This window comes from Variovorax sp. 350MFTsu5.1, assembly GCF_048302515.1.
GTDB classification, from domain to species: Bacteria; Pseudomonadota; Gammaproteobacteria; order Burkholderiales; family Burkholderiaceae_C; genus Variovorax; species Variovorax guangxiensis.
Window position 1 is genome coordinate 4,538,642 of sequence record NZ_CP157620.1, and the last position, 19,384, is coordinate 4,558,025.

The 19,384-nt window shown below is 67.8% G+C and carries 17 protein-coding genes and 1 pseudogene; 8 read left to right on the top strand and 10 right to left on the bottom strand.

What is annotated here, in order from left to right; translation table 11 throughout:
- Positions 1 to 70: 70 nt before the first annotated feature.
- The gene (gene dnaG, locus ABL843_RS20735; RefSeq protein ID WP_418117114.1) at positions 71 to 2,107 is read left to right on the top strand and encodes a DNA primase; all 2,037 of its coding nucleotides are present in this window, start codon (positions 71 to 73) and stop codon (positions 2,105 to 2,107) included.
- A gap of 15 nt (positions 2,108 to 2,122) precedes the next feature.
- On the opposite strand, the gene ABL843_RS20740 is transcribed toward dnaG, so the two are convergent.
- Positions 2,123 to 2,563 carry a hypothetical protein gene (locus ABL843_RS20740; protein ID WP_240650804.1) on the bottom strand — a complete coding sequence of 147 codons (441 nt, stop codon included), beginning with the start codon at positions 2,561 to 2,563 and terminating at the stop codon, positions 2,123 to 2,125.
- Between ABL843_RS20740 and rpoD the strand changes: the two genes are divergently transcribed.
- The 4 genes from rpoD (at position 2,556) to sugE (ending at position 7,556) form a co-directional block, all read left to right on the top strand.
- Positions 2,556 to 4,739, top strand: coding sequence for an RNA polymerase sigma factor RpoD (rpoD, locus tag ABL843_RS20745; RefSeq protein ID WP_418117115.1), 2,184 nt, complete (start codon positions 2,556 to 2,558; stop codon positions 4,737 to 4,739). The two genes, ABL843_RS20740 and rpoD, sit on opposite strands and share 8 nt — an antisense overlap.
- Positions 4,740 to 4,840: 101 nt before the next feature.
- On the top strand, positions 4,841 to 6,076 hold the full coding sequence (locus tag ABL843_RS20750) for a multidrug effflux MFS transporter (protein WP_126024917.1): 1,236 nt from the start codon (positions 4,841 to 4,843) through the stop codon (positions 6,074 to 6,076).
- A gap of 4 nt (positions 6,077 to 6,080) precedes the next feature.
- Complete coding sequence (locus ABL843_RS20755; protein ID WP_418117116.1) at positions 6,081 to 7,217, top strand: HPP family protein; 1,137 nt, start codon at positions 6,081 to 6,083, stop codon at positions 7,215 to 7,217.
- 18 nt (positions 7,218 to 7,235) lie between these two features.
- Positions 7,236 to 7,556, top strand: a complete 321-nt coding sequence (sugE, locus tag ABL843_RS20760) for a quaternary ammonium compound efflux SMR transporter SugE (RefSeq protein WP_126024915.1) — start codon at positions 7,236 to 7,238, stop codon at positions 7,554 to 7,556.
- A gap of 19 nt (positions 7,557 to 7,575) precedes the next feature.
- On the opposite strand, the gene ABL843_RS20765 is transcribed toward sugE, so the two are convergent.
- Genes ABL843_RS20765 through ABL843_RS20775 form a run of 3 tightly spaced genes read right to left on the bottom strand, consistent with a single transcriptional unit; the run spans position 7,576 to position 10,760 of the window.
- The gene (locus tag ABL843_RS20765) at positions 7,576 to 8,565 is read right to left on the bottom strand and encodes a tripartite tricarboxylate transporter substrate binding protein (RefSeq protein WP_260319430.1); all 990 of its coding nucleotides are present in this window, start codon (positions 8,563 to 8,565) and stop codon (positions 7,576 to 7,578) included.
- 42 nt (positions 8,566 to 8,607) lie between these two features.
- A complete protein-coding gene (locus ABL843_RS20770; RefSeq protein WP_418117117.1) occupies positions 8,608 to 9,816 on the bottom strand; it encodes a CaiB/BaiF CoA transferase family protein in 1,209 nt (402 codons plus the stop codon).
- Entirely contained in the window at positions 9,813 to 10,760 is a 948-nt protein-coding gene (locus tag ABL843_RS20775; protein ID WP_418117118.1) for a hydroxymethylglutaryl-CoA lyase, read from the bottom strand. The genes ABL843_RS20770 and ABL843_RS20775 overlap by 4 nt, the downstream gene beginning before the upstream one ends.
- A gap of 113 nt (positions 10,761 to 10,873) precedes the next feature.
- Between ABL843_RS20775 and ABL843_RS20780 the strand changes: the two genes are divergently transcribed.
- The 3 genes and pseudogenes from ABL843_RS20780 to ABL843_RS20790 all read left to right on the top strand — a co-directional run bounded on the left by ABL843_RS20780 (position 10,874) and on the right by ABL843_RS20790 (position 13,526).
- Positions 10,874 to 11,776: a LysR family transcriptional regulator gene (locus ABL843_RS20780; RefSeq protein WP_126024911.1), complete on the top strand. Its 903-nt coding sequence runs from the start codon at positions 10,874 to 10,876 to the stop codon at positions 11,774 to 11,776.
- A gap of 122 nt (positions 11,777 to 11,898) precedes the next feature.
- Positions 11,899 to 12,792: pseudogene (locus ABL843_RS20785) on the top strand (MBL fold metallo-hydrolase); the annotation flags it as partial.
- On the top strand, positions 12,786 to 13,526 hold the full coding sequence (locus tag ABL843_RS20790; RefSeq protein WP_418117119.1) for a DsbA family protein: 741 nt from the start codon (positions 12,786 to 12,788) through the stop codon (positions 13,524 to 13,526). The pseudogene ABL843_RS20785 and the gene ABL843_RS20790, both read left to right, overlap by 7 nt.
- A gap of 16 nt (positions 13,527 to 13,542) precedes the next feature.
- Here the strand turns inward: ABL843_RS20790 and ABL843_RS20795 are convergent, their stop codons facing one another.
- The 6 genes from ABL843_RS20795 to ABL843_RS20820 form a co-directional block, all read right to left on the bottom strand.
- Positions 13,543 to 14,247, bottom strand: a complete 705-nt coding sequence (locus ABL843_RS20795) for an ABC transporter ATP-binding protein (RefSeq protein WP_184641378.1) — start codon at positions 14,245 to 14,247, stop codon at positions 13,543 to 13,545.
- Entirely contained in the window at positions 14,240 to 15,010 is a 771-nt protein-coding gene (locus tag ABL843_RS20800) for an ABC transporter ATP-binding protein (protein ID WP_418117121.1), read from the bottom strand. Before ABL843_RS20800 ends, ABL843_RS20795 begins: the two co-directional genes overlap by 8 nt.
- Positions 15,007 to 16,008 carry a branched-chain amino acid ABC transporter permease gene (locus ABL843_RS20805; RefSeq protein WP_126024906.1) on the bottom strand — a complete coding sequence of 334 codons (1,002 nt, stop codon included), beginning with the start codon at positions 16,006 to 16,008 and terminating at the stop codon, positions 15,007 to 15,009. The genes ABL843_RS20800 and ABL843_RS20805 overlap by 4 nt, the downstream gene beginning before the upstream one ends.
- The gene (locus tag ABL843_RS20810) at positions 16,009 to 16,881 is read right to left on the bottom strand and encodes a branched-chain amino acid ABC transporter permease (protein ID WP_184641381.1); all 873 of its coding nucleotides are present in this window, start codon (positions 16,879 to 16,881) and stop codon (positions 16,009 to 16,011) included. It abuts the gene before it with no gap.
- A gap of 153 nt (positions 16,882 to 17,034) precedes the next feature.
- Positions 17,035 to 18,207 (bottom strand): ABC transporter substrate-binding protein, encoded by a 1,173-nt coding sequence (locus ABL843_RS20815; RefSeq protein ID WP_184641382.1) that lies wholly within the window; start codon positions 18,205 to 18,207, stop codon positions 17,035 to 17,037.
- A 176-nt stretch (positions 18,208 to 18,383) separates the two neighbouring features.
- A complete protein-coding gene (locus tag ABL843_RS20820) occupies positions 18,384 to 19,373 on the bottom strand; it encodes a PDR/VanB family oxidoreductase (protein WP_126024903.1) in 990 nt (329 codons plus the stop codon).
- Positions 19,374 to 19,384: the final 11 nt, after the last annotated feature.

Below are 19,384 nucleotides of genomic sequence, written 5' to 3' on the forward strand. Positions count from 1 at the left end.
GTCGCTTTCAGTATGCCGCCCGGCAGTGAACGTTCGGCTGCTTGCGTATGATTTGCCGCTCTTCGCCTACATGACCATCCCCGCTTCATTCATCCAGGAACTCATCGCGCGCGCCGATGTGGTCGAGGTCGTCGGCCGCTATGTGCAGCTCAAGAAGGCCGGCGCCAATTTCATGGGCCTGTGCCCGTTCCACGGCGAGAAATCGCCCTCCTTCTCCGTCAGCCCGACCAAGCAGTTCTATCACTGCTTCGGCTGCGGAGCGCACGGCAACGCCATCGGCTTCCTGATCGAACATGGGGGCATGGGCTTCGTCGAGGCGGTCCACGACCTGGCCGGCCAGTACGGCCTGCAGGTGCCCGAGGACGACGTCTCCCCCGCAGAGCGCGCCCGCGCCGCCAGCCAGCGCCAGAAGCAGGCCACGCTGACCGATGTGCTCGAGAAGGCCGGCGACGCCTACCGCAAGCACCTGCGGCAGGCGCCCGGCGCCATCGAGTACCTGAAGGGCCGGGGCGTTTCGGGCGAGATCGCCAGGCAGTTCGGCATCGGCTATGCGCCGGCCGGCTGGCGCGCTCTGGCCAGCGTGTTCCCCGACTACGACGATCCGCTGCTCGCCGAGAGCGGGCTGGTGATCGTCAACAACGAGGAAGGCAAGCTCAGCGAGGAAGAAGCCAAGCGCTACGACCGCTTCCGCGACCGCGTGATGTTCCCGATCCGCAACGTGAAGGGCGAATGCATCGGCTTCGGCGGCCGCGTGCTGGGCGACGAGAAGCCCAAGTACCTGAATTCGCCCGAAACACCCGTGTTCAGCAAGGGCCGCGAGCTCTACGGCCTCTACGAAGCCCGCGCTGCCTTCCGCGACAAGGGCTATGCGCTGGTCACCGAGGGCTACATGGACGTGGTGGCGCTGGCGCAGCTCGGGTTTCCGAACGCGGTGGCCACGCTGGGCACGGCCTGCACCACGGACCACGTGCAGAAGCTATTCCGCTTCACCGAGTCGGTGGTGTTCAGCTTCGACGGCGACGCCGCCGGCCGCCGCGCCGCGCGCAAGGCGCTCGACGGCGCCCTGCCCTATGCCACCGACGTACGCAGCATCAAGTTCCTGTTCCTGCCGGCGGAGCACGATCCCGACAGCTTCATCCGCGAGCACGGCGCCGAGGCCTTCGCCCGCTTCGTCAACGAGGCCACGCCGCTGTCGCGCTTCATGATCGAGGCCGCCCGCGAAGGCTGCGACCTGACCACCGCCGAGGGCCGCGCCCACATGACGAGCAACGTGCGCCCGCTCTGGAGCGCCATGCCCGACGGCGCGCTCAAGCGGCAGTTGCTGAGCGAAATCGCGACACTGGTGCAACTGGACGCGCCGGCGCTGTCGGAGCTGTGGGCCTCCACACCCGGTCCGCGCAAGGCCGGCGGCGGGCCCGCGCAGCAGCAGCAGCGTCGCCACGACGAGCCTCCGAACTACGGCGACGGTGGCGCGGACGACTACTACCCCGACATGCCGCCGCCACAGGACTACGAACCTGCGCGCTACGAAAACGATAGCAAACCCAAGTTCCAGCAGCGCAAGTTCACGGGCAAGGGCGGCAAGCGCTGGGGCGGCAAGTTCGAGGAGCCGATCGAGCCCCTGCGCGGCCGCGGCACGCCGCCCAGCCGGCCGGACGTGGCGGTGCGGCTGCTGCTGTCGAACATGGCGCAGTGGGAGGCGCTGTCGCACGAGCTCCACGTGATGCTGTGCGACCTGCCGGGCCAGCACGGCGCCCTCTTCACGTGGCTCGACAGCCAGTTGCACGAGCACGGCGTCCAGCCCTGGGCGGCCCTGCGCGAAGGCCTGCGCGGGCTCGAATTCGAGCCGCTGGCCGAGCGGCTGATGTCCGTCGCCGAAGCCGGGCCCGTTCCCGAGGGAGAAGAAGCGCAACACCTGGCCGATGCCGCCCGGGAGCTTGCCAGCGTGCTCGACTTCATGCTCGAGGAACTCTTGAAAAAGCAGGAAAACGAGGCAATTGCGGCTTTCGGGAAAGACCCGGACGCGCCGAACCGTTTCAGGGCAATTCAGGCAAGGCGGCTCGAATTGCGCACCAGATTGCGCTCCTCGGGCTCAGAAATTGCTTGAAATTTGCGCAACACGCTATAATGTAGGGCTTCGCAATTGGCGAAATATAGGCAAGAGCGACAGCAGCACCTCCGGGCCGACCCCTAGCGCAATGCACTCCAACGGTAGATTCCGGCGGAAAGGGTCAATAACCGCAAGGACTGCACACCAAATGTTCGCCCGACATCTTGCCTGTTGAGGAATCACTTCCTCTTTCCCATTTGTTTCCAGTCCGTGCCTGTGCACGGGCTTGGTGGCGCCGTCCGCATGACGGTGCGCCTGTGATTCCGCTTGTCTTTTCTTGCCGTAACGAGGTCGTATGCCCAGTTCAAAGAAGCCTGCTCCTTCACTTGCAAAAAGCGTCGCCACCAAGCCCGCAGCAGAAAAACCGTTGAAAGCCGGTGCGAAACCGGCAACCAAGACGGCCGCCGCCGCATCCAAATCGGCCGCCGCTACGAAAGTGAAAACCGTGCCCACGAAATCGACCTCCCTCGAAGATCCCAAGAAGGCCGCCGCCCCGGCCGCCAAGAAGGTCGGCCGCCCGCCCAAGGCTGCCGGAACCGTGTCGGCCACCACCGGCGCCAAGCGCGGCCGCAAGCCCAAGGCCGACAAGGAAGCCCCCGAGAGCGACATCGACCTGTCGGACATCGAGGACGACCTGGCGGGTGACGAGCCCGCGGCTGCGGCGACCGAAGAGAAGGTCAAGCCGCTTCGCATGAAGATCAGCAAGGCGAAGGAACGCGCCTTGATGAAGGAGTTCGGTCTCGACGAGACCGTGCTCTCCGAAGAAGACCTGGCCAAGCGCCGCTCGCGCCTGAAGACCCTGATCACGCTGGGCAAGACCCGCGGCTACCTCACGCACGGCGAAATCTCCGACCACCTTCCCGACAAGCTGGTCGACGCCGAGACCATGGAAGTCGTGGTCACCATGCTCAACGACATGGGCGTGGCGGTGTACGAGCAGACGCCCGACGCCGAGACCCTGCTGCTGAACAACACCGCGCCCACTGCCACCACGGTGGAAGAAGCCGAGGAAGAAGCCGAAGCCGCGCTCTCCACGGTGGACAGCGAATTCGGCCGCACCACCGACCCGGTGCGCATGTACATGCGCGAGATGGGCACGGTCGAGCTGCTGACGCGCGAAGGCGAAATCGAGATCGCCAAGCGTATCGAAGGCGGCCTGATGGCCATGATGGAGGCCATCTCGGCCTCCCCCGCCACCATCGCCGAGATCCTGCGCCTGGCCGGCGAGATCCGTGAAGGCAAGGTCGTCATCTCGACCATCGTCGACGGCTTCTCCAACCCCAACGAGGCCGACGACTACGTTGCCGAGGAAGACTTCGACGAATTCGACGAGGAAGACGACGACGACGGCAAGGGCGGCTCCAAGGCGCTCACCAAGAAGCTGGAAGAGCTCAAGAACGAGGCCCTCTCGCGCTTCGACCGCATCGCCGAGCTGTTCGAGAAGATCCACAAGATCTACGAGAAGGAAGGCTACGGCACGCCGGCGTACGCCAAGGCCCAGCAGGCCGTGTCCGACGAACTGATGACCATCCGCTTCACCGCGCGCACCATCGAGAAGCTGTGCGACCTGGTGCGCACGCAGGTGGACGACGTGCGCAAGAAGGAACGCGAGCTGCGCCGCATCATCGTGGACAAGTGCGGCTTCCCGCAGGACGAGTTCATCCGCGACTTCAGCGGCTACGACAAGAACGGCAACCGCATCGCCTCCAACCTGCTGAACCTGAAGTGGGTCGAGAAGCAGGCCGCCGCCGGCAAGCCCTGGAGCTCGGTGCTCGCGCGCAACATTCCGCCGGTGCAGGAACTGCAGCAGAAGCTTGCCGACATCCAGTCGCGCGTGGTGGTGCCGCTGTCGGAGCTCAAGGACATCAACAAGCGCATGAACGAGGGCGAATCGTCCTCGCGCGACGCCAAGAAGGAAATGATCGAGGCCAACCTGCGCCTCGTGATCTCCATCGCCAAGAAGTACACGAACCGCGGCCTGCAGTTCCTCGACCTGATCCAGGAAGGCAACATCGGCCTGATGAAGGCGGTCGACAAGTTCGAATACCGTCGCGGCTACAAATTCTCGACCTACGCGACGTGGTGGATCCGCCAGGCCATCACCCGCTCGATCGCCGACCAGGCGCGCACCATCCGCATCCCGGTGCACATGATCGAGACGATCAACAAGATGAACCGCATCTCGCGCCAGCATCTGCAGGAGTTCGGCTTCGAGCCCGACGCCGGCATCCTGGCCGCCAAGATGGAGATCCCGGAAGACAAGATCCGCAAGATCATGAAGATCGCGAAGGAGCCGATCTCGATGGAAACCCCCATCGGCGACGACGACGATTCGCACCTGGGCGACTTCATCGAGGACAGCAGCAACACGGCCCCCATCGAGGCCGCGATGCAGGCCGGCCTGCGCGACGTGGTCAAGGACATCCTCGACAGCCTCACGCCGCGCGAAGCCAAGGTGCTGCGCATGCGCTTCGGCATCGAGATGAGCACGGACCACACGCTGGAAGAAGTCGGCAAGCAGTTCGACGTGACCCGCGAGCGCATCCGCCAGATCGAGGCGAAGGCCCTGCGCAAGCTCAAGCATCCGTCGCGTTCGGACAAGCTGCGCAGCTTTATTGATACGCTCTGATCCGGTCTCCCGGTATTTCCCCGACGAGGAGGCGCCCGCAAGGGCGCTTTCTTTTTTGGTACTCGCAAGACTCGCATAAGAAGAATGGAGCAAACCTCACCATGAATCCCGATGCAGACAAACTCTGGCAGGCCCCGCGCTGGGCGCTTGCCGTGCTGCTCGCCGTGCTGGGCATGCTCGGGCCCTTCTCCATCGACACCTACATCCCGGCCTTCTCGGGCATCGCGCAGTCCATCGGCGCGACGCCGGCCGAGATGCAGCAGACGCTGTCGGCCTACCTTTTCGGCTTCGCGTTCATGAACCTGTTCCACGGCGCGCTGTCCGACAGCTTCGGCCGCCGCCCCGTCGTGCTGTGGGGGCTGGCGGTGTTCACGCTGGCCTCGCTGGGCTGCGCGCTCTCGCAGAACATCACGCAGCTGGTGCTGTTCCGGGGGCTGCAGGGCCTGTCGACCGGTGCCGGCATCGTGGTCTCGCGCGCGGTGATCCGTGACATGTTCCCGCCGGCCGAGGCACAGCGGGTGATGAGCCAGGTCACGATCTATTTCGGCGTGGCTCCGGCCATCGCGCCCATCGTGGGCGGCTTCCTCTTCGTGCACGCGGGCTGGCACGCGGTGTTCTGGTTCCTGGTGGCGGTGGGCGTGGCGCTGTTCGCGGCCAACTACAAGCTGCTGCCGGAGACGCTGCACAAGGACCACCGCCAGCCCTTCCAGGTGCGCCACCTGATGCGCGGCTACTGGAGCCTGTGCTCCGACCCGCGCTTTCTGCTGCTGGCCTTCGCCAGCGGCGTGCCCTTCAATGGCATGTTCCTCTACGTGCTGGCCGCGCCCGCCTTCCTGGGCGACCACCTCGCGCTGCAGCCGCAGCAGTTCTTCTGGTTCTTCCTGCTGACCATCGGCGGCATCATGCTCGGCGCGCGCGCCAGCGGGCGCATGGCCGGCAAGGTGGCGCCCAAGCGGCAGATCCGCGACGGCTTCGTGATCATGCTGGCCACCTCTGTGGTCAACGTGGTGGCCAACACCTTCTTCCACGCACACGTGGCCTGGGCGCTTTGGCCGCTGGCGGTGTTCGCCTTCGGCTGGGCGCTGATGGTGCCGGTGGTCACGCTGCTGGTGCTCGACCTGCACCCCGAGCGCCGCGGCATGGCCTCGTCGCTGCAGGCGGTGATCGGCTCCACCGCCAACGGCATCGTGGCCGGCGCGGTGGCGCCGCTGGTGATGCACTCCACGCTCGCGCTGGCGCTGACCTCCATGGGCATGCTCGCCATCGGGCTGGTCGCCTGGGTGTGGCTGCACGGCCGCTGGCCGGACATCGGGCGCAAGGTGGCGCACGAGGGCTGAGCACATGCGCTTCGCAGCCCTCCTCACCCACGCGCGCGCCTGGCTGCCGGGCCCCACCACCGTCGACGCGCGCGAGCGGCTGCGCGCCGTCCTGGGCGCGGGCATCGGCCTGCTGGTGGCCGCGTTGCTGTCGCACTGGCTGGCCGGGCCGCTGCACGCCTCGGTCTGGCTGATCGCGCCGCTGGGCGCCAGCGCCGTGCTGGTTTTCGCGGTGCCGGCGAGTCCGCTCGCGCAGCCCTGGTCGGTGATCGGCGGCAACACGCTGTCGGCGGTGGTCGGCATCGCGGCGGCCAACTGGATTCCCCAACCCGAGCTGGCCGCCGCCGTCGCGGTGGCGGGCGCCATCGGCCTGATGTTCAGCGCGCGCTGCCTGCACCCGCCCGGCGGCGCGGCAGCGCTGCTGGCGGTGCTGACCCACACCACGCATTTCTCGTCGGCCCTCTTTCCCTTCTTCACCAACTCGCTGCTGCTGGTGCTGGCCGGCGTGGCCTACAACACGCTGACCGGGCGGCGCTATCCGCACGTGCAGGTCGCCGCGCGCCCGCCGGGCTCCGATGCGCGCTTCAGCCAGGCCGACATCGACGCCGTGCTCGCCCGCTACAACCAGGTGCTGGACATCAGCCGCGACGACCTCGAATCGCTGATCCGGGAGACCGAGCTGGAGTCGTACAAGCGCCGGCTGGGCACGCTGAGCTGCGCGGACATCATGTCCAACGTGCCGATCTCGGTGGAGTTCGGCACACCGCTGCAGGAAGCCTGGGCGCTGATGCACGAGCGCCGCATCAAGGCCCTGCCCGTCACCGACCGCACGCGCCGCGTGGTGGGCATCGTCACGCAGGCCGACTTCTTCCGCCAGCTCGACCTGCAGCACCACGAAGGCATCGCCGCCAAGCTGCGCGACCTGATCCGCGCCACCCGCACCGTGATGTCGAGCAAGCCCGAAGTGGTGGGCCAGATCATGACGCGCCAGGTGCGCGTGGCCAGCGCCGACCGGCCCGTGGTCGACCTGGTGCCGCTGTTCTCCGAGGGCGGCCACCACCACATTCCCATCATCGACGACGAAAAGCGGCTGGCCGGCATGATCACCCAGTCGGACTTCGTGCGCGCCCTCTACCGCGCCGTGCGGCCCGAACCCAACTGAAGCGAAAGGAGCACGCGCATGGCGTGGATCGTGTTGTTCATCGCGGGCCTGCTCGAAACGGGCTGGGCCATCGGCCTCAAGTACACCGAGGGGTTCACGAAGCTCTGGCCCTCGGTGGGCACCGCGATCTCGATGGTGCTCAGCGTGGTGCTGCTGGGCTGGGCGATGCGCTCGCTGCCCGTGGGCACGGCCTACGCGGTGTGGACCGGCATCGGCGCGGTGGGCACCGTGGCCCTGGGCATCGTGCTGTTCGGCGAGCCTGCCAACGCAGCGCGGCTCGTGTGCGTCGCGCTGATCGTGGCCGGCATCATCGGGCTCAAGTTCACGAGCCAGGGTTGAGTTCTTCTTCCCTTCCTGCCTACTCGACCGTCACGTTCGCCTTCTTCACCAGCGCCGCGTAGCGGGCCGCCTCGCTGCGGAAATAGCCGGCGGCCTGCTCGGGCGTGGTGGGCCTGACGACATTGCCCTGCTTGTCCATCGCCTCGCGCACCTCGGCGCTGGAAAAAGCCGCGACCACGGCGGCATGGATGCGGGCGACGTCCGCCGGCTGCATCTTCGCCGGCCCGATCAGCGCGAACCAGCCCTCGACCGCGTAGTTCGGCAGCCCCTGCTCGGCGATGGTCGGAATGTCCGGCGCGGCCGGCGAGCGCTGCGCGCCGCACAGGCCGATGGCGCGCAGCGCGCCGCTCTTGATGTGCGACTGCACCGCCGGCAGCGCCACCACGCCCAGCTCGACCTGGCCGCCGATCATGTCCGTCATCATCGGCCCGGTGCCCTTGTACGGAATGTGCCGCGCCTTCACACCAGCCTCATCCATGAACATCTCGCCCGCCAGATGGATGATGGTGCCGTTGCCCGACGAGGCGTAGTTGTAGGCGCCCGGCTTCGCGCGCAGCAGCGCAACCAGCTCGGGCACGTTCTTCGCCGGCAGCTTCGGGTTGGCCAGCAGCACCAGGGGCGTCGCGCCCACCACGCTGATCGGCGTGATGTCGTTGATCGCGTCGAAGGGCATCTTCCTGAAAACCGCCGGGTTGATGACGTGGTTGTTCGACACCATGCCCAGCGTGAGCCCGTCCGGCGCCGCCTTGACGATGGCCGCCGCGCCGGTGATGCCGCCCGCACCCGGCAGGTTGTCGATCACCACCGGCTGGCCGAAGGCCTTGCCCAGCGCGGGCGCGGCGGCGCGCGCGATGGTGTCGACGCCCGAGCCCGCGCTGATCGGCAGGATCAGGCGGATGGGCTTGTCCGAACCCTGCGCGAACGCGGGGCATGCGGCCAGCGCGGCTGCGCTGGCGCCGAGGCCGAGCACCGCGCGGCGGTTCATCTTCAGGGGAGGCGTGTTCGTCATGGTCTTGTCTCTCTTCTTTATGTTTCTGGAAAGGCGCCTTGCTCAGGCCACCGCCGACTCCGCATGCATCGCGTCGACCTGCTCGCGTGCATAGCCAAGTTCGGCCAGCAGTTCGCGGGTGTGCTCGCCCAGGGTCGGCGGATGCAGCCGCACGCCCAGGCGCTCGCCACCCAGCGTGATCGGGAACAGCGTGGTCTGCGCCATCTCTCCGGCGCGCTCGCCGTCGGGCAGGCGGATGTCGGCAAGGCCGCCCGTGGCCCTCAGGTGCGGATCGGCGTAGAGGTCCTCGGGCCGCGTGATCGGCGCGAAAGGCAGGCCCTTCGCCTCGAAGATCGCCGACAGCTCCGCCGCCGAACGCTGCGCGAGGCGCTGGCGCAGGTCGGCCAGCAGCGTGGGGCGCATGCGCACGCGGTCGTTGTTGGTGGCCAGCGTGGGGTCGGCCTTCAGGTCGTCGAAGCCGAGTGCATCGCAGAAGGTCTTCCACTGCGCGTCGCTCACCGCGGCCAGGAAGATCTGCTCGCCGTCCTTCACGGTGAACACGTCGTACAGCGCCCAGGCCGAGATGCGCTCGGGCATCGGCGCGGCCGCCTGGCCGGTGATGGCGTACTGCAGCATGTGCTGGCCGACGAGGAACACGTTGTTCTCGAACAGCGCCGACTTCACCTCCTGCCCCTTGCCGGTCTGCATGCGCTGCATCAGAGCGGCGATCGCGCCGATGGCGCCGAACATGCCGCCCATGATGTCGTTCACGCTGGTGCCCGCGCGCAGCGGATCGCCGGGGCGGCCCGTCATGTAGGCGAGGCCGCCCATCATCTGCACCACCTCGTCGAGCGCGGTGCGGTGCTCGTAGGGGCCGGGCAGGAAACCCGCATGGTCCACGTACACGAGGCGCGGGTTGAGCTTGCCGAGCGCGGCGTAGCCCAGGCCGTACTTGTCCATGGTGCCGGGCTTGAAGTTCTGCGCGACCACGTCGGCGCTCACGCACAGCCGCAGCGCTGCCTCGAGCCCCTGCGGATTGCGCAGGTCGAGCGCAATGCTCTTCTTGTTGCGGTTGAACATCGGGAAGAAGCCCGCGCCCGCGCCCAGCAGGTGCCGCGTGCGGTCGCCCTCGATGGGTTCGACCTTGATGACTTCCGCGCCCAGGTCGGCCAGCACCATGCCGCAGGTCGGCCCCATCACCATGTGCGTGAACTCGACCACGCGGATGCCCGCGAGCGGCAGGCGTTTGGCTTGCGTATCGCTCGTGCTCATGCCGCAACGCCGTCCGTGGCCGTGAAAGTCTTCGGGAAACCCGCGCGCCACACCGTGCCCTGCAGCGTCTCGCCTTCGAGCCAGCCCGCCACGCGCCTGCGCAGGTCGAGCAGCTTCGGCAGGTCGACGCCGGTGACCACGCCCATGCTTTCCAGCATGAAGACAAGGTCCTCCGTGTCGACGTTGCCGCTGGCGCCGGGCGCATGCGGACAGCCGCCGATGCCGGCGAGGCAGGCGTCGAAGCGCGTGATGCCGACTTCGAGCGCCGCATAGGCGTTCGCGAGCCCCAAGCCGCGCGTGTCGTGGAAATGGCCGCACCACAGCCGGTCGCCCGCGATGCGCAGGGCGCGCTCGAACAGGCTGCGCACCATTGCCGGATCAGCGTAGCCCACGGTGTCGGCGAGGCTCACGCGGTCGGCGCCGGCGTCGAGCAGCGCCTGCATCAGCCGCAGCACTTCTTCGGGATCGACGTGGCCCTGGAGCGTGCAGCCGAAGGCGGTGCCCACGCCGCCGTCGATGAGCGTCTTCGAGCCCGCGGCGTCGCGCGCCGCGCGGATGCGGCCGACCTCGGCGACCACCTCGTCGGGCGTCTTGCGCAGGTTGGCGAGGCTGTGCGCGTGGCTGGCCGACAGCGGCACCACCATCAGGTCGGCGCCGCCCTCGATGGCCCGCTCGGCGCCCTTGAGGTTGGGCACCAGCACCGAGGCGAAGAGCCCCGGCAGCGTCTTCGCGTAGGCCAGCAGCTCGGCCGTGTCGGCCAGTTGCGGCAGCAGGCGCGCCGGCACGAAGGAGCCGACCTCGATCTCGCGCTGGCCGGCGGCGTGCGCGTCGCGGATCCATTCGAGCTTGTTTTCGGTGGAAAGCACTCGCGCGATGCTCTGGAGGCCGTCGCGCAGGCCCACTTCGCGGACGACCGCGCGCGGCGGCAGGAAGGCGTGAATCAAGTCTTGTCTCCGTGGTGATGCTGGGTGATCCAGGCTAGGGCACCGATGGTAGGAGTTCCAATTCGATCCAGAAGGTATATTTTGGAAGCCATCCGATTCCAGAATGGAACATCATGAGAGACCTCGACCTGACCACCCTGCGGCTCTTCGTGGCCGTCTGCGAAACGCGCAGCATTGCGCGCGCTGGCGAACAGGCCGCCATCGTCGGCTCGGCCATCAGCAAGCGGCTGGCCCAGCTGGAGGAAACCGTCGGCACGCCGCTGCTGCTGCGCAAGCGCCGGGGCGTGGTGCCCACGCCTGCCGGGGAGACGCTGCTGGAGCACGCCCGCGCGATGCTCGGCAGCGTGAACCGCATCGAGCGCGACATGGCGGCGTATGCGGGCGGCGTGCGCGGGCACGTGCGCATCCTCGCCTCGGCATCGGTCATGGCCGAGTCGCTGGCCGAGGACGTGGCCGACTTCCTGCAGGACCCGGCGCACCGCAACATCCGCGTGGACATGGAAGAGCGCGTGAGCCCCGAGATCGTGCGCGGCATTCGCGAGGGCAGCGCCTCCATCGGCCTGTGCTGGGACGCGGCCGACCTCGAGGGCCTGGAGCGTCGCGACTACCGCTGCGACCACCTCGCCATCGTGGCGCACCCCTCGCACCCGGTGGCGCAGCGCGAGAGCGTGCGCTTCGAGCAGGTGCTCGACCATGAATTCGTCGGCATGCCGGCGCTGAGCGCCGTGCAGCTGATGCTGGCCCGCGAGGCCGCCGTGGCGGGCAAGCCGCTGGTCTACCGGGTGCTGGTGTCCAACTTCGATGCTGCGCTGCGCGTGGTGCGCGCCGGGCTGGCGATCAGCGTGGTGCCGGCGGAGGTCGCGCGCCCCTTCGCCGAAGCCTTCGGGCTGCGGCTGATGCCGTTGACGGACGCCTGGGCGCGGCGGCGCTTCGCGATCTGCTTCCGGGGCGACACGGAACTGTCGCCCTCTGCGCAGCTGCTGGTGGCGCATCTGGAACGCCGTGCCACGGACTGATTCGACCGGATTAAGAAACTATTCGTTGTGGATCGTCGAGTTTTTGTTTCGATTCGCGCAACCTAATATTCGAGGCATTCAGCGCTGTCACCCATCCACACACGCATAGAAAGTCCGTTTTCATGTTCCGCAGAGCCCTACTCTCCTCCGCCCTCGCCGTCACCTTCGGTCTCGCCGCGCCGCTCGCCGCCCAGGCCGCCCAGCCGCTCAAGCTCGACGTGTACAACCCCGGCGCGAAATCGATGTTCCCCGTCTCCTCGGAGATCGTCACCGGCCAGACCGACGCGGTGCTCATCGACGCCCAGTTCCAGCGCAACGACGCCGAGGCGCTGGTGCAGAAGATCAAGGCCACGGGCAAGAAGCTCACCACGGTCTACATCAGCCACAGCGACCCCGACTACTACTTCGGCCTCGACGTGATCCAGGCCGCCTTCCCCGACGCGAAGATCGTCGCCACGCCGCAGACCGTGGCCGCCATCCAGGCCTCCAAGGATGGCAAGCTCGCGCACTGGGGCCCGGTCCTGAAGGACAACGCGCCCAAGGCACTGGTGGTGCCGCAGCCGCTGGCCGGCGACAGCATCGAGCTCGAGGGCCGCAAGATCCAGGTCGTAGGCCTCGACGGCCCCACGCCCGAACGCAGCTTCGCGTGGATTCCCTCGCTGAAGGCCGTGGTCGGCGGCATCCCCGTCTCGGCAAACATCCACGTGTGGGTCGCCGACACGCAGACGCCCGAGTCGCGCCGCGACTGGATCAAGACGCTGGGCCGCATCGAGGCGCTGCACCCGAAGACCGTGGTGCCCGGCCACTACCTGCCGAACGCGAACGGCAGCGCACCCTACTCGCTCGCTTCGGTGAAGTTCACGCGCGATTACCTGAAGGCCTTCGAAGTCGAAGCCGCCAAGGCCAAGGACTCGGGCGCGCTCATCGCCGCGATGAAGAAGCGCTACCCGAAGCTGGAAGACGCCTCGTCGCTGGAACTCGGCGCGAAGGTCATCAAGGGAGAAATGAAATGGCCGCAATGAACGACGCACGAGGCGCAGGCGCGACGCTGCACTACATCTTCGACCCTCTGTGCGGCTGGTGCTACGCCGCCGCGCCACTGGTCGATGCGGCGCGCGAGATGCCGGGCCTGAAGGTCGAGTTCCACGGCGGCGGCATGATGACCGGCGCCAACCGGCGACCGATCACGCCGCAGTGGCGCGACTACGTGCTGCCGCACGACCACCGCATCGCCGAGATGACCGGCCAGCCCTTCGGCGAACGCTACTTCGAGGGACTGCTGCGCGACACCGGCGCGGTGATGGATTCCGAACCGCCGACCACCGCCGTCCTCGCGGCCGAGTCGCTGCGCCCGGGCGGTGGGCTGGACATGATCCACGCCCTGCAGCGCGCGCACTACGTCGATGGCCGCCGCATCGCCGATGTGAAAGTGCTGAAGGCGATCGCCGCCGAACTCGGCTTCGACGCACAGGCCTTCGCATCGGCTTTCGAGCGCCAGTCGGGCGAAGCCACCTCGCGCCACATCGCCGAGAGCCGCCAATTCCTGCAGCGCGCGGGCGGCCAGGGCTTTCCGACCTTCGTGCTGGTGCAGCCCGACGGCAGCGCCGGCCGCGTCGACATCGGTCCCTGGCTCGGTCGTGCGGACGAATGGAAGGCGCAGCTTGCGAACGTGGCCGGGGCATCGAAGCCGGCCCCGGCAGCCACGGACGCCTCGGCGCCGGCCTGCGGGCCCGACGGCTGCGCCATCTGAGAGAAAAAGCTTCCGGCTATCTCGCCACGCCCAGCAGCCGGTCGAGCACCTGCGGCTGGGAGCGCAGCGAAGCGGCACTGTCCGTGTGCACGATGGTGCCGTGATCGAGCACCACCGCCTCGTCGGAAATCGCGAGGATCGCCTGCGGGTGCTGCTCCACGATGATCGCGGACAGGCCTTCGTCCTGCGTGATGCGGCGGATGGCGCGCAGCAGCTCTTCCACGATGATCGGCGCCAGCCCTTCGAGCGGCTCGTCGAGCAGCAGCAGCCTCGGGTTGAGCACCAGCGCGCGGCCCACGGCCAGCATCTGCTGCTCGCCGCCCGAGAGCTGCGTGCCCAGGTTGGTCTTGCGCTCGGCGAGGCGCGGGAACATCTCGTACACGCGCTGGGGTGTCCACTTGCCCGGCCGCTCCACCGCAGTGAGGTTCTCGTGCACGGTGAGCGACTTGAAGATGTTGCGCTCCTGCGGCACCCAGCCGATGCCGGCCGCCGCGCGCTGGTGCGGCGCGAGCTTGTGCAGCGCCTGCCCGCCCAGCGTGATGCTGCCGCCGTGCTGGCGCGTCGCGCCCGCGAGCGTGTTGATCAGCGTGGTCTTGCCCGTGCCGTTGCGGCCCAGGAGCGCCAGCGTCTGGCCCTCGCCGAGCGTGAAGGCCACGTCGTGCAGCACCACGGCCTCGCCGTAGCCCGCGCTCAGGTTTTCTATTCTCAGCAGCTCAGACATGGGCAGCCTCCGTTGCCGTGCCATGGCCCAGATAGACCTCCTTCACCTTCGGATCGTTGGCGATGGTCTCGGGGTCGCCCTCGGTCAGCAGGGTGCCGTTGACCAGCACCGTCATGCGGTCGGCGAAGCTGAACACCAGGTCCATGTCGTGCTCGATCAGCAGCACCGACACGTCGGCCGGCAGCGCGGCCACGGTCTGCAGTAGTTCCTCGCGCTCGCCGGCGGGCACGCCGGCCACGGGCTCGTCGAGCAGAAGCACGCGCGGCTCGCAGGCCAGCGCGATGGCGATTTCGAGCAGCCGGCGCTTGCCGTAGGCCAGGTGCTTCACCTGCTGCTGCGCCACGTCGCTCAGGTGGAACTGCTCCAGCAGTTGAGCCGCGCGCTCGGCGATGGCCTTGCTCGAGCCCAGCGGCTTCCACCATTGCGCGCCCGCGCCCTGGTGCTGCGACACCACCAGCGCGAGCGTCTCCAGCGGCGTCATGGAGTCGAAGAGCTGGTTGATCTGGAAGGTGCGCACCAGCCCGCGCGCCACGCGCCTGTGGGGCGCGAGCCGGGTGATGTCCTCGCCCATCAGCGTGATGCGGCCCTCGGTGGGCGTGAGCACGCCGGTGAGCTGGTTGATGAGCGTGGTCTTGCCCGCGCCGTTGGGGCCGATGAGCGCATGACGCGCGCCGCGCCTGAGCTCCATCGACACGTTGTTGGTGGCGGTGATGCCGCCGAAGCGCATCACCAGGCCGTGGGTGGAAAGCACGGTGTCGCTCATGCCGCACCGCCTTTCTTGCCGCCTGCGCCGATCCAGGTCCAGGGCTTGAGCAGCCTGTCGCGCCCGACCAGCACCAGCAGCACCAGGATCAGGCCGATCCAGAACATCCAGTACTGCGGCGTCACGGCCGACAGCCAGGTCTGCAGCAGCTTGAACACGATGGCGCCCGCCACGCCGCCATAGAGCCAGCCCACGCCGCCGATGACCAGCATCAGCAGCACGTCGGCCGAACGGTCGAAGGCCAGCACGTCGAGCGAGGCGAAGCCGGTGGTCTGCGCGAGCAGTGCGCCGGCCGCGCCGGCGATGCCGGCCGCCACGGTGTAGATCACCACCAGCCGCGACACCACCGGGATGCCGATGGCCATGGCGCGCAGCCTGTTGTCGCGGATCGCCTTGAGCGTGGCGCCGAAGGGCGAATGCACGAGGCGGCGCATGAGCAGGAACAGCACCAGCATCACCGCCAGCGAATACCAGGCGGCCGTGCGGCCGTAGAGGTCGAACTCGAACATGCCGAGCACCGGCCCCATCACCACGCCCTGCAGGCCGTCGGCGCCGCCGGTGAGCCAGTCGAGCTTGTTGGCGAGTTCGAGCAGCAGCAGCGCCGTGCCCAGCGTGACCATCAGCCGCGTGAGGTCGCTGCCGCGCAGGATCGTCACGCTCGCCACCATGCCCAGCAGCGCGGCCAGCACGGTTGCGAACAGCAGGCCCACGGTCGGGTCGGGCATCACAAGCTTGGCGAACAGCGCAGCCGCATACGCACCGAAGCCGAAGAAGGCCGCATGGCCCAGCGAGACGATGCCGGTGTAGCCCAGGATCAGGTCGAGCGACATCGCGAACAGCGCGACGATGGCTATCTCGTTGACCAGCAGCGAGTGCGAGGGCATCACGAGCGGCAGCGCGAAGGCCGCGGCCCAGACGACGAATTCGAGCGGGCGCCAGCGCGCCTTGCGCAGCAGGGCCGACTGGAAATCGGCGACGACGGGAAGAGGCGTGCTCATTCAGCGTCCTCCCTTGCGCGTGAAGAGGCCTTGCGGGCGCCACATCAGGATCAGGATCATCAGCAGGTAGACGGTGAACGCGCCCATCTTCGGAATGAAGTACTTGCCCGCCACGTCGGCGATGCCCAGCAGCAGCGCCGCCGCGAGCGGCCCGGTGATCGACGAGGTGCCGCCGACCGACACCACGATCAGGAAATAGATCATGTACTTGAGCGGGAAGGTCGGATCGAGCCCCAGGATCTCGGCGCCCAGCGCGCCGCCCAGCCCCGCGAGCCCCGAGCCCACCGCGAAGGTCAGCAGGAACACGACGTTCACGTTGATGCCCAGCCCCGCCGCCACGCGCGGGTCGTCGACCGCTGCGCGAAGCCGGCTGCCGAAGCGCGTCTTCGACAAGATCAGCTGCAGCACCACCGTGAGCACCGCGCACACGCCGATGATGAAGAGCCGGTAGTGCCCCATGCCCAGCAGCAGCGCGCCGTCGCCGATCTCGGTGCGCCCGCGCAGCCACTCGGGCAGCTGCACGTTCTGCTGCGAAGAGCCCACGAAGTAGTCGACCGCCGCCACCGCCATGAAAGCCAGGCCGATGGAAAACAGCACCTGGTCGAGATGCGGCTTGCCGTACATCGGCCGGTAGAGCGTGCGCTCCAGCACCGCGCCGGCCAGCGCGACGACGATGAAAGCGAGCGGCAGGCACGCAAGGAACGGCACGCCGGCCTTCTGCATCGCGAACACCGTGAGATAACCGCCCGCCATGGCGAAGGCGCCGTGCGCGAGGTTGATGAAGTTCATCAGCCCGAGCGTCACGGCCAGGCCGACGGCGAGCACGAACAGCAGCATGCCGTAGGCGATGCCGTCGAAAAGAATGGTGAGCATGCGAGGGTCTTCGATGCAGTCGCGAAAGCGGACAGCCGAACGCAGAAGGAAGACAAAAACTACGCGAAAGTCGCAGAGAAAACCATCTTTGGTTTCCTTCTGCGACTTTCGCGGAACCTTCGCGACTTCTGCGTTCGGCTGCCCGATCCCGTATTACTTGGCTTTGCCCGGGTCCTTGACGCCCTTGATCACGTCGAATTCGACGTTATAGAGCTGCCCGTCCTTCTTCTCGACCTTGCGCAGGTACACGTCCTGCACGATGTCGCGCGTCTGCGCGTCGATCAGCACCTGGCCGCGCGGGCTCTCGAAGACTTGGCCCTTCATGGCAGCCAGCAGCGCCTCGCCGCCGCCCTGGCCCTTGGTGGCCTTGAGCGCTTCATAGATGACGCGCATGCCGTCATAGCCGCCCACGGCCATGAAGTTGGGACGCATCTTGGGGTTGGCCTTCTCGAAGGCCTCGACGAACTTCTTGTTCAGCGCCGAGGGGTGCGCGGCCGAGTAGTGATGCGAGGTGACCACGCCCAGCGCGCCGTCGCCCATGTCGTTGAGCTGGTCGTCGTCGGTCACGTCGCCGGTGGCGATCATGCGGATGCCGGCCTTGTCCATGCCGCGCTCCAGGAACTGCTTCATCACCGCGGCGCCGGCGCCCGAGGGCACGAAGACGAAGAGCGCGTCGGGCTTCACGTCGCGCACCTTCTGCAGGAAGGGGGCGAAGTCGGGGTTGCGCAGCGGCACGCGCAGCTTGTCGAGCACCTTGCCGCCGTTGAGCTGGAAGCGCTCGGTGAAGAACTTCTCGGCGTCGTTGCCGGGGCCGTAGTCGGCCACCAGCGTCACCACGGTCTTCACGCCGTTCTTCGGCGCCCAGTCGCCCATGGCCACCGACACCTGCGGCAGCGTGAAGCTCGAACGGACGATGTAGGGCGATGCCTCGGTGATGCTCGACGTGGCGGCGGCCATCACGACCTCGGGCGTCTTCGACTGGGTGGCGATGGGCGCCACGGCGAGTGCCAGGGGCGTCAGGCCGAAGCCGGCCAGCACGTTGACCTTGTCGTTCACCACCAGCTCCTGAGCCAGGCGCTTGGTCACGTCGGGCAGGCCGGTGTCGTCCTTGACGATCAGTTCCACCTTCTTGCCGGCCACGGTGTCGCCGTTCTGGGCCATGTACAGGCGCGCGGCGGCTTCGATCTGGCGGCCCGTGGAGGCCGACTGGCCCGTCATCGGAAGGATCAGGCCGATCTTGAACTTGTTGTCCTGGGCACTGGCCAGCGACATCGAAAGTGCAAGAGCCGACAGGGCGGCGGTCTGGATGAGATGGCGTCTTTGCATGTGTTTTCCTTAGAGGGGCGGAACGCGAACCGGGGCTATTTTCAACACTTTGCAACATCCGGCGCAGCAGGCAATCACCTAGCCGGCCACAGTCGCTGACCTTTGTTGCGCGATTGACAAATGAACTGCGCGATCATCGCGCAAGGCAGTCTTCGGCCCGTCACGGGCCGCTTTCATCAGCTGTCGGCGCGGTAGGCGGAATCGAGGGTGAGCGTGCCCACGGCGCGCGACACGCAGGCGCAGATGCGGGTGGTCGATTTCTTCTCGTGCTCGCTGAGGAACACGTCGCGGTGGTCGACCTCGCCGTCGACGGCGATCACGTCCATGGCGCACAGGCCGCATTCGCCGCGCCTGCAGTCCGAGAGCGTCTGCACGCCCGCCGCATCGAGCGCATCGAGCAGCGTGCAGTCGGCAGGCACGGTGATGGTCAGGTCGTGGCGCGGAATGCGCACCTCGAAGGACTGCGTGGCCAGCCGGCCGCTGCTGCCGAAGGTCTCGAAACGCAGGTCGGCGATGGGACGGCCCGCCGCCTGCCAGGCGCGCTTGAGGGCCTCGAGCATCGGCACCGGGCCGCAGGTGTAGAGCTGGGCGCCGGGCGGCAGCGCGGCGATGGCGGCTGCGAAGTCGATGGGTGCTGCACCCTCGTGGGCTTCGACGCCTTCGTCTCCCAGCGCCTCGCGCAGGTGCGGGAGGTAGCCGAACTCGTCGGCGTTGCGAGCGCCGTAGAGCATCTTCACCGGCACGCCGGTGCGCTTCGCATGCGCGGCCAGCCGCTGCGCCATCAGCACCAGCGGGGTGATGCCGATGCCGCCGGCCACCAGCAGGTAGCCCGGGGCCGACAGGTCGAGCGGAAAGTGGTTCTGCGGCGCGCTCACCTGCAGGCGATCGCCCACCGCAAGCCGCCACATCGCGAGCGAGCCTCCGCGGCCGTCGTCCAGGCGCTTGACGGCGATGCGCCAGCAGCGGCCGTCGCCCTCGCCCACCAGCGAGTAAGAGCGCGTCTGCACCCTGCCCTGCGCCGTGAGCACCTGCACCTGGAGGTGGGCGCCGGGTTCATGGGGCGCGGCGAATCCGCTCTCGGGGCGCAGTTCGAACTCGCGCACGGTGGGCGTCACGTCGCGCAGAGCGACGACCTGCGCCTGCATCCATTGAAGATCGCTTTTCATCGGGGAACACC

What these genes read in the sequence shown, in the direction of transcription:
- ABL843_RS20810 (WP_184641381.1), bottom strand. Translation starts at nt 16,881, where the DNA reads ATGCTCACCATTCTTTTCGACGGCATCGCCTACGGCATGCTGCTGTTC.
- ABL843_RS20815 (WP_184641382.1), bottom strand. Translation starts at nt 18,207, where the DNA reads ATGCAAAGACGCCATCTCATCCAGACCGCCGCCCTGTCGGCTCTTGCA.
- ABL843_RS20820 (WP_126024903.1), bottom strand. Translation starts at nt 19,373, where the DNA reads ATGAAAAGCGATCTTCAATGGATGCAGGCGCAGGTCGTCGCTCTGCGC.
- ABL843_RS20755 (WP_418117116.1), top strand. Translation starts at nt 6,081, where the DNA reads ATGCGCTTCGCAGCCCTCCTCACCCACGCGCGCGCCTGGCTGCCGGGC.
- ABL843_RS20780 (WP_126024911.1), top strand. Translation starts at nt 10,874, where the DNA reads ATGAGAGACCTCGACCTGACCACCCTGCGGCTCTTCGTGGCCGTCTGC.
- ABL843_RS20770 (WP_418117117.1), bottom strand. Translation starts at nt 9,816, where the DNA reads ATGAGCACGAGCGATACGCAAGCCAAACGCCTGCCGCTCGCGGGCATC.
- ABL843_RS20765 (WP_260319430.1), bottom strand. Translation starts at nt 8,565, where the DNA reads ATGACGAACACGCCTCCCCTGAAGATGAACCGCCGCGCGGTGCTCGGC.
- ABL843_RS20805 (WP_126024906.1), bottom strand. Translation starts at nt 16,008, where the DNA reads ATGAGCACGCCTCTTCCCGTCGTCGCCGATTTCCAGTCGGCCCTGCTG.
- ABL843_RS20750 (WP_126024917.1), top strand. Translation starts at nt 4,841, where the DNA reads ATGAATCCCGATGCAGACAAACTCTGGCAGGCCCCGCGCTGGGCGCTT.
- dnaG (WP_418117114.1), top strand. Translation starts at nt 71, where the DNA reads ATGACCATCCCCGCTTCATTCATCCAGGAACTCATCGCGCGCGCCGAT.
- ABL843_RS20790 (WP_418117119.1), top strand. Translation starts at nt 12,786, where the DNA reads ATGGCCGCAATGAACGACGCACGAGGCGCAGGCGCGACGCTGCACTAC.
- ABL843_RS20795 (WP_184641378.1), bottom strand. Translation starts at nt 14,247, where the DNA reads ATGTCTGAGCTGCTGAGAATAGAAAACCTGAGCGCGGGCTACGGCGAG.
- sugE (WP_126024915.1), top strand. Translation starts at nt 7,236, where the DNA reads ATGGCGTGGATCGTGTTGTTCATCGCGGGCCTGCTCGAAACGGGCTGG.
- ABL843_RS20800 (WP_418117121.1), bottom strand. Translation starts at nt 15,010, where the DNA reads ATGAGCGACACCGTGCTTTCCACCCACGGCCTGGTGATGCGCTTCGGC.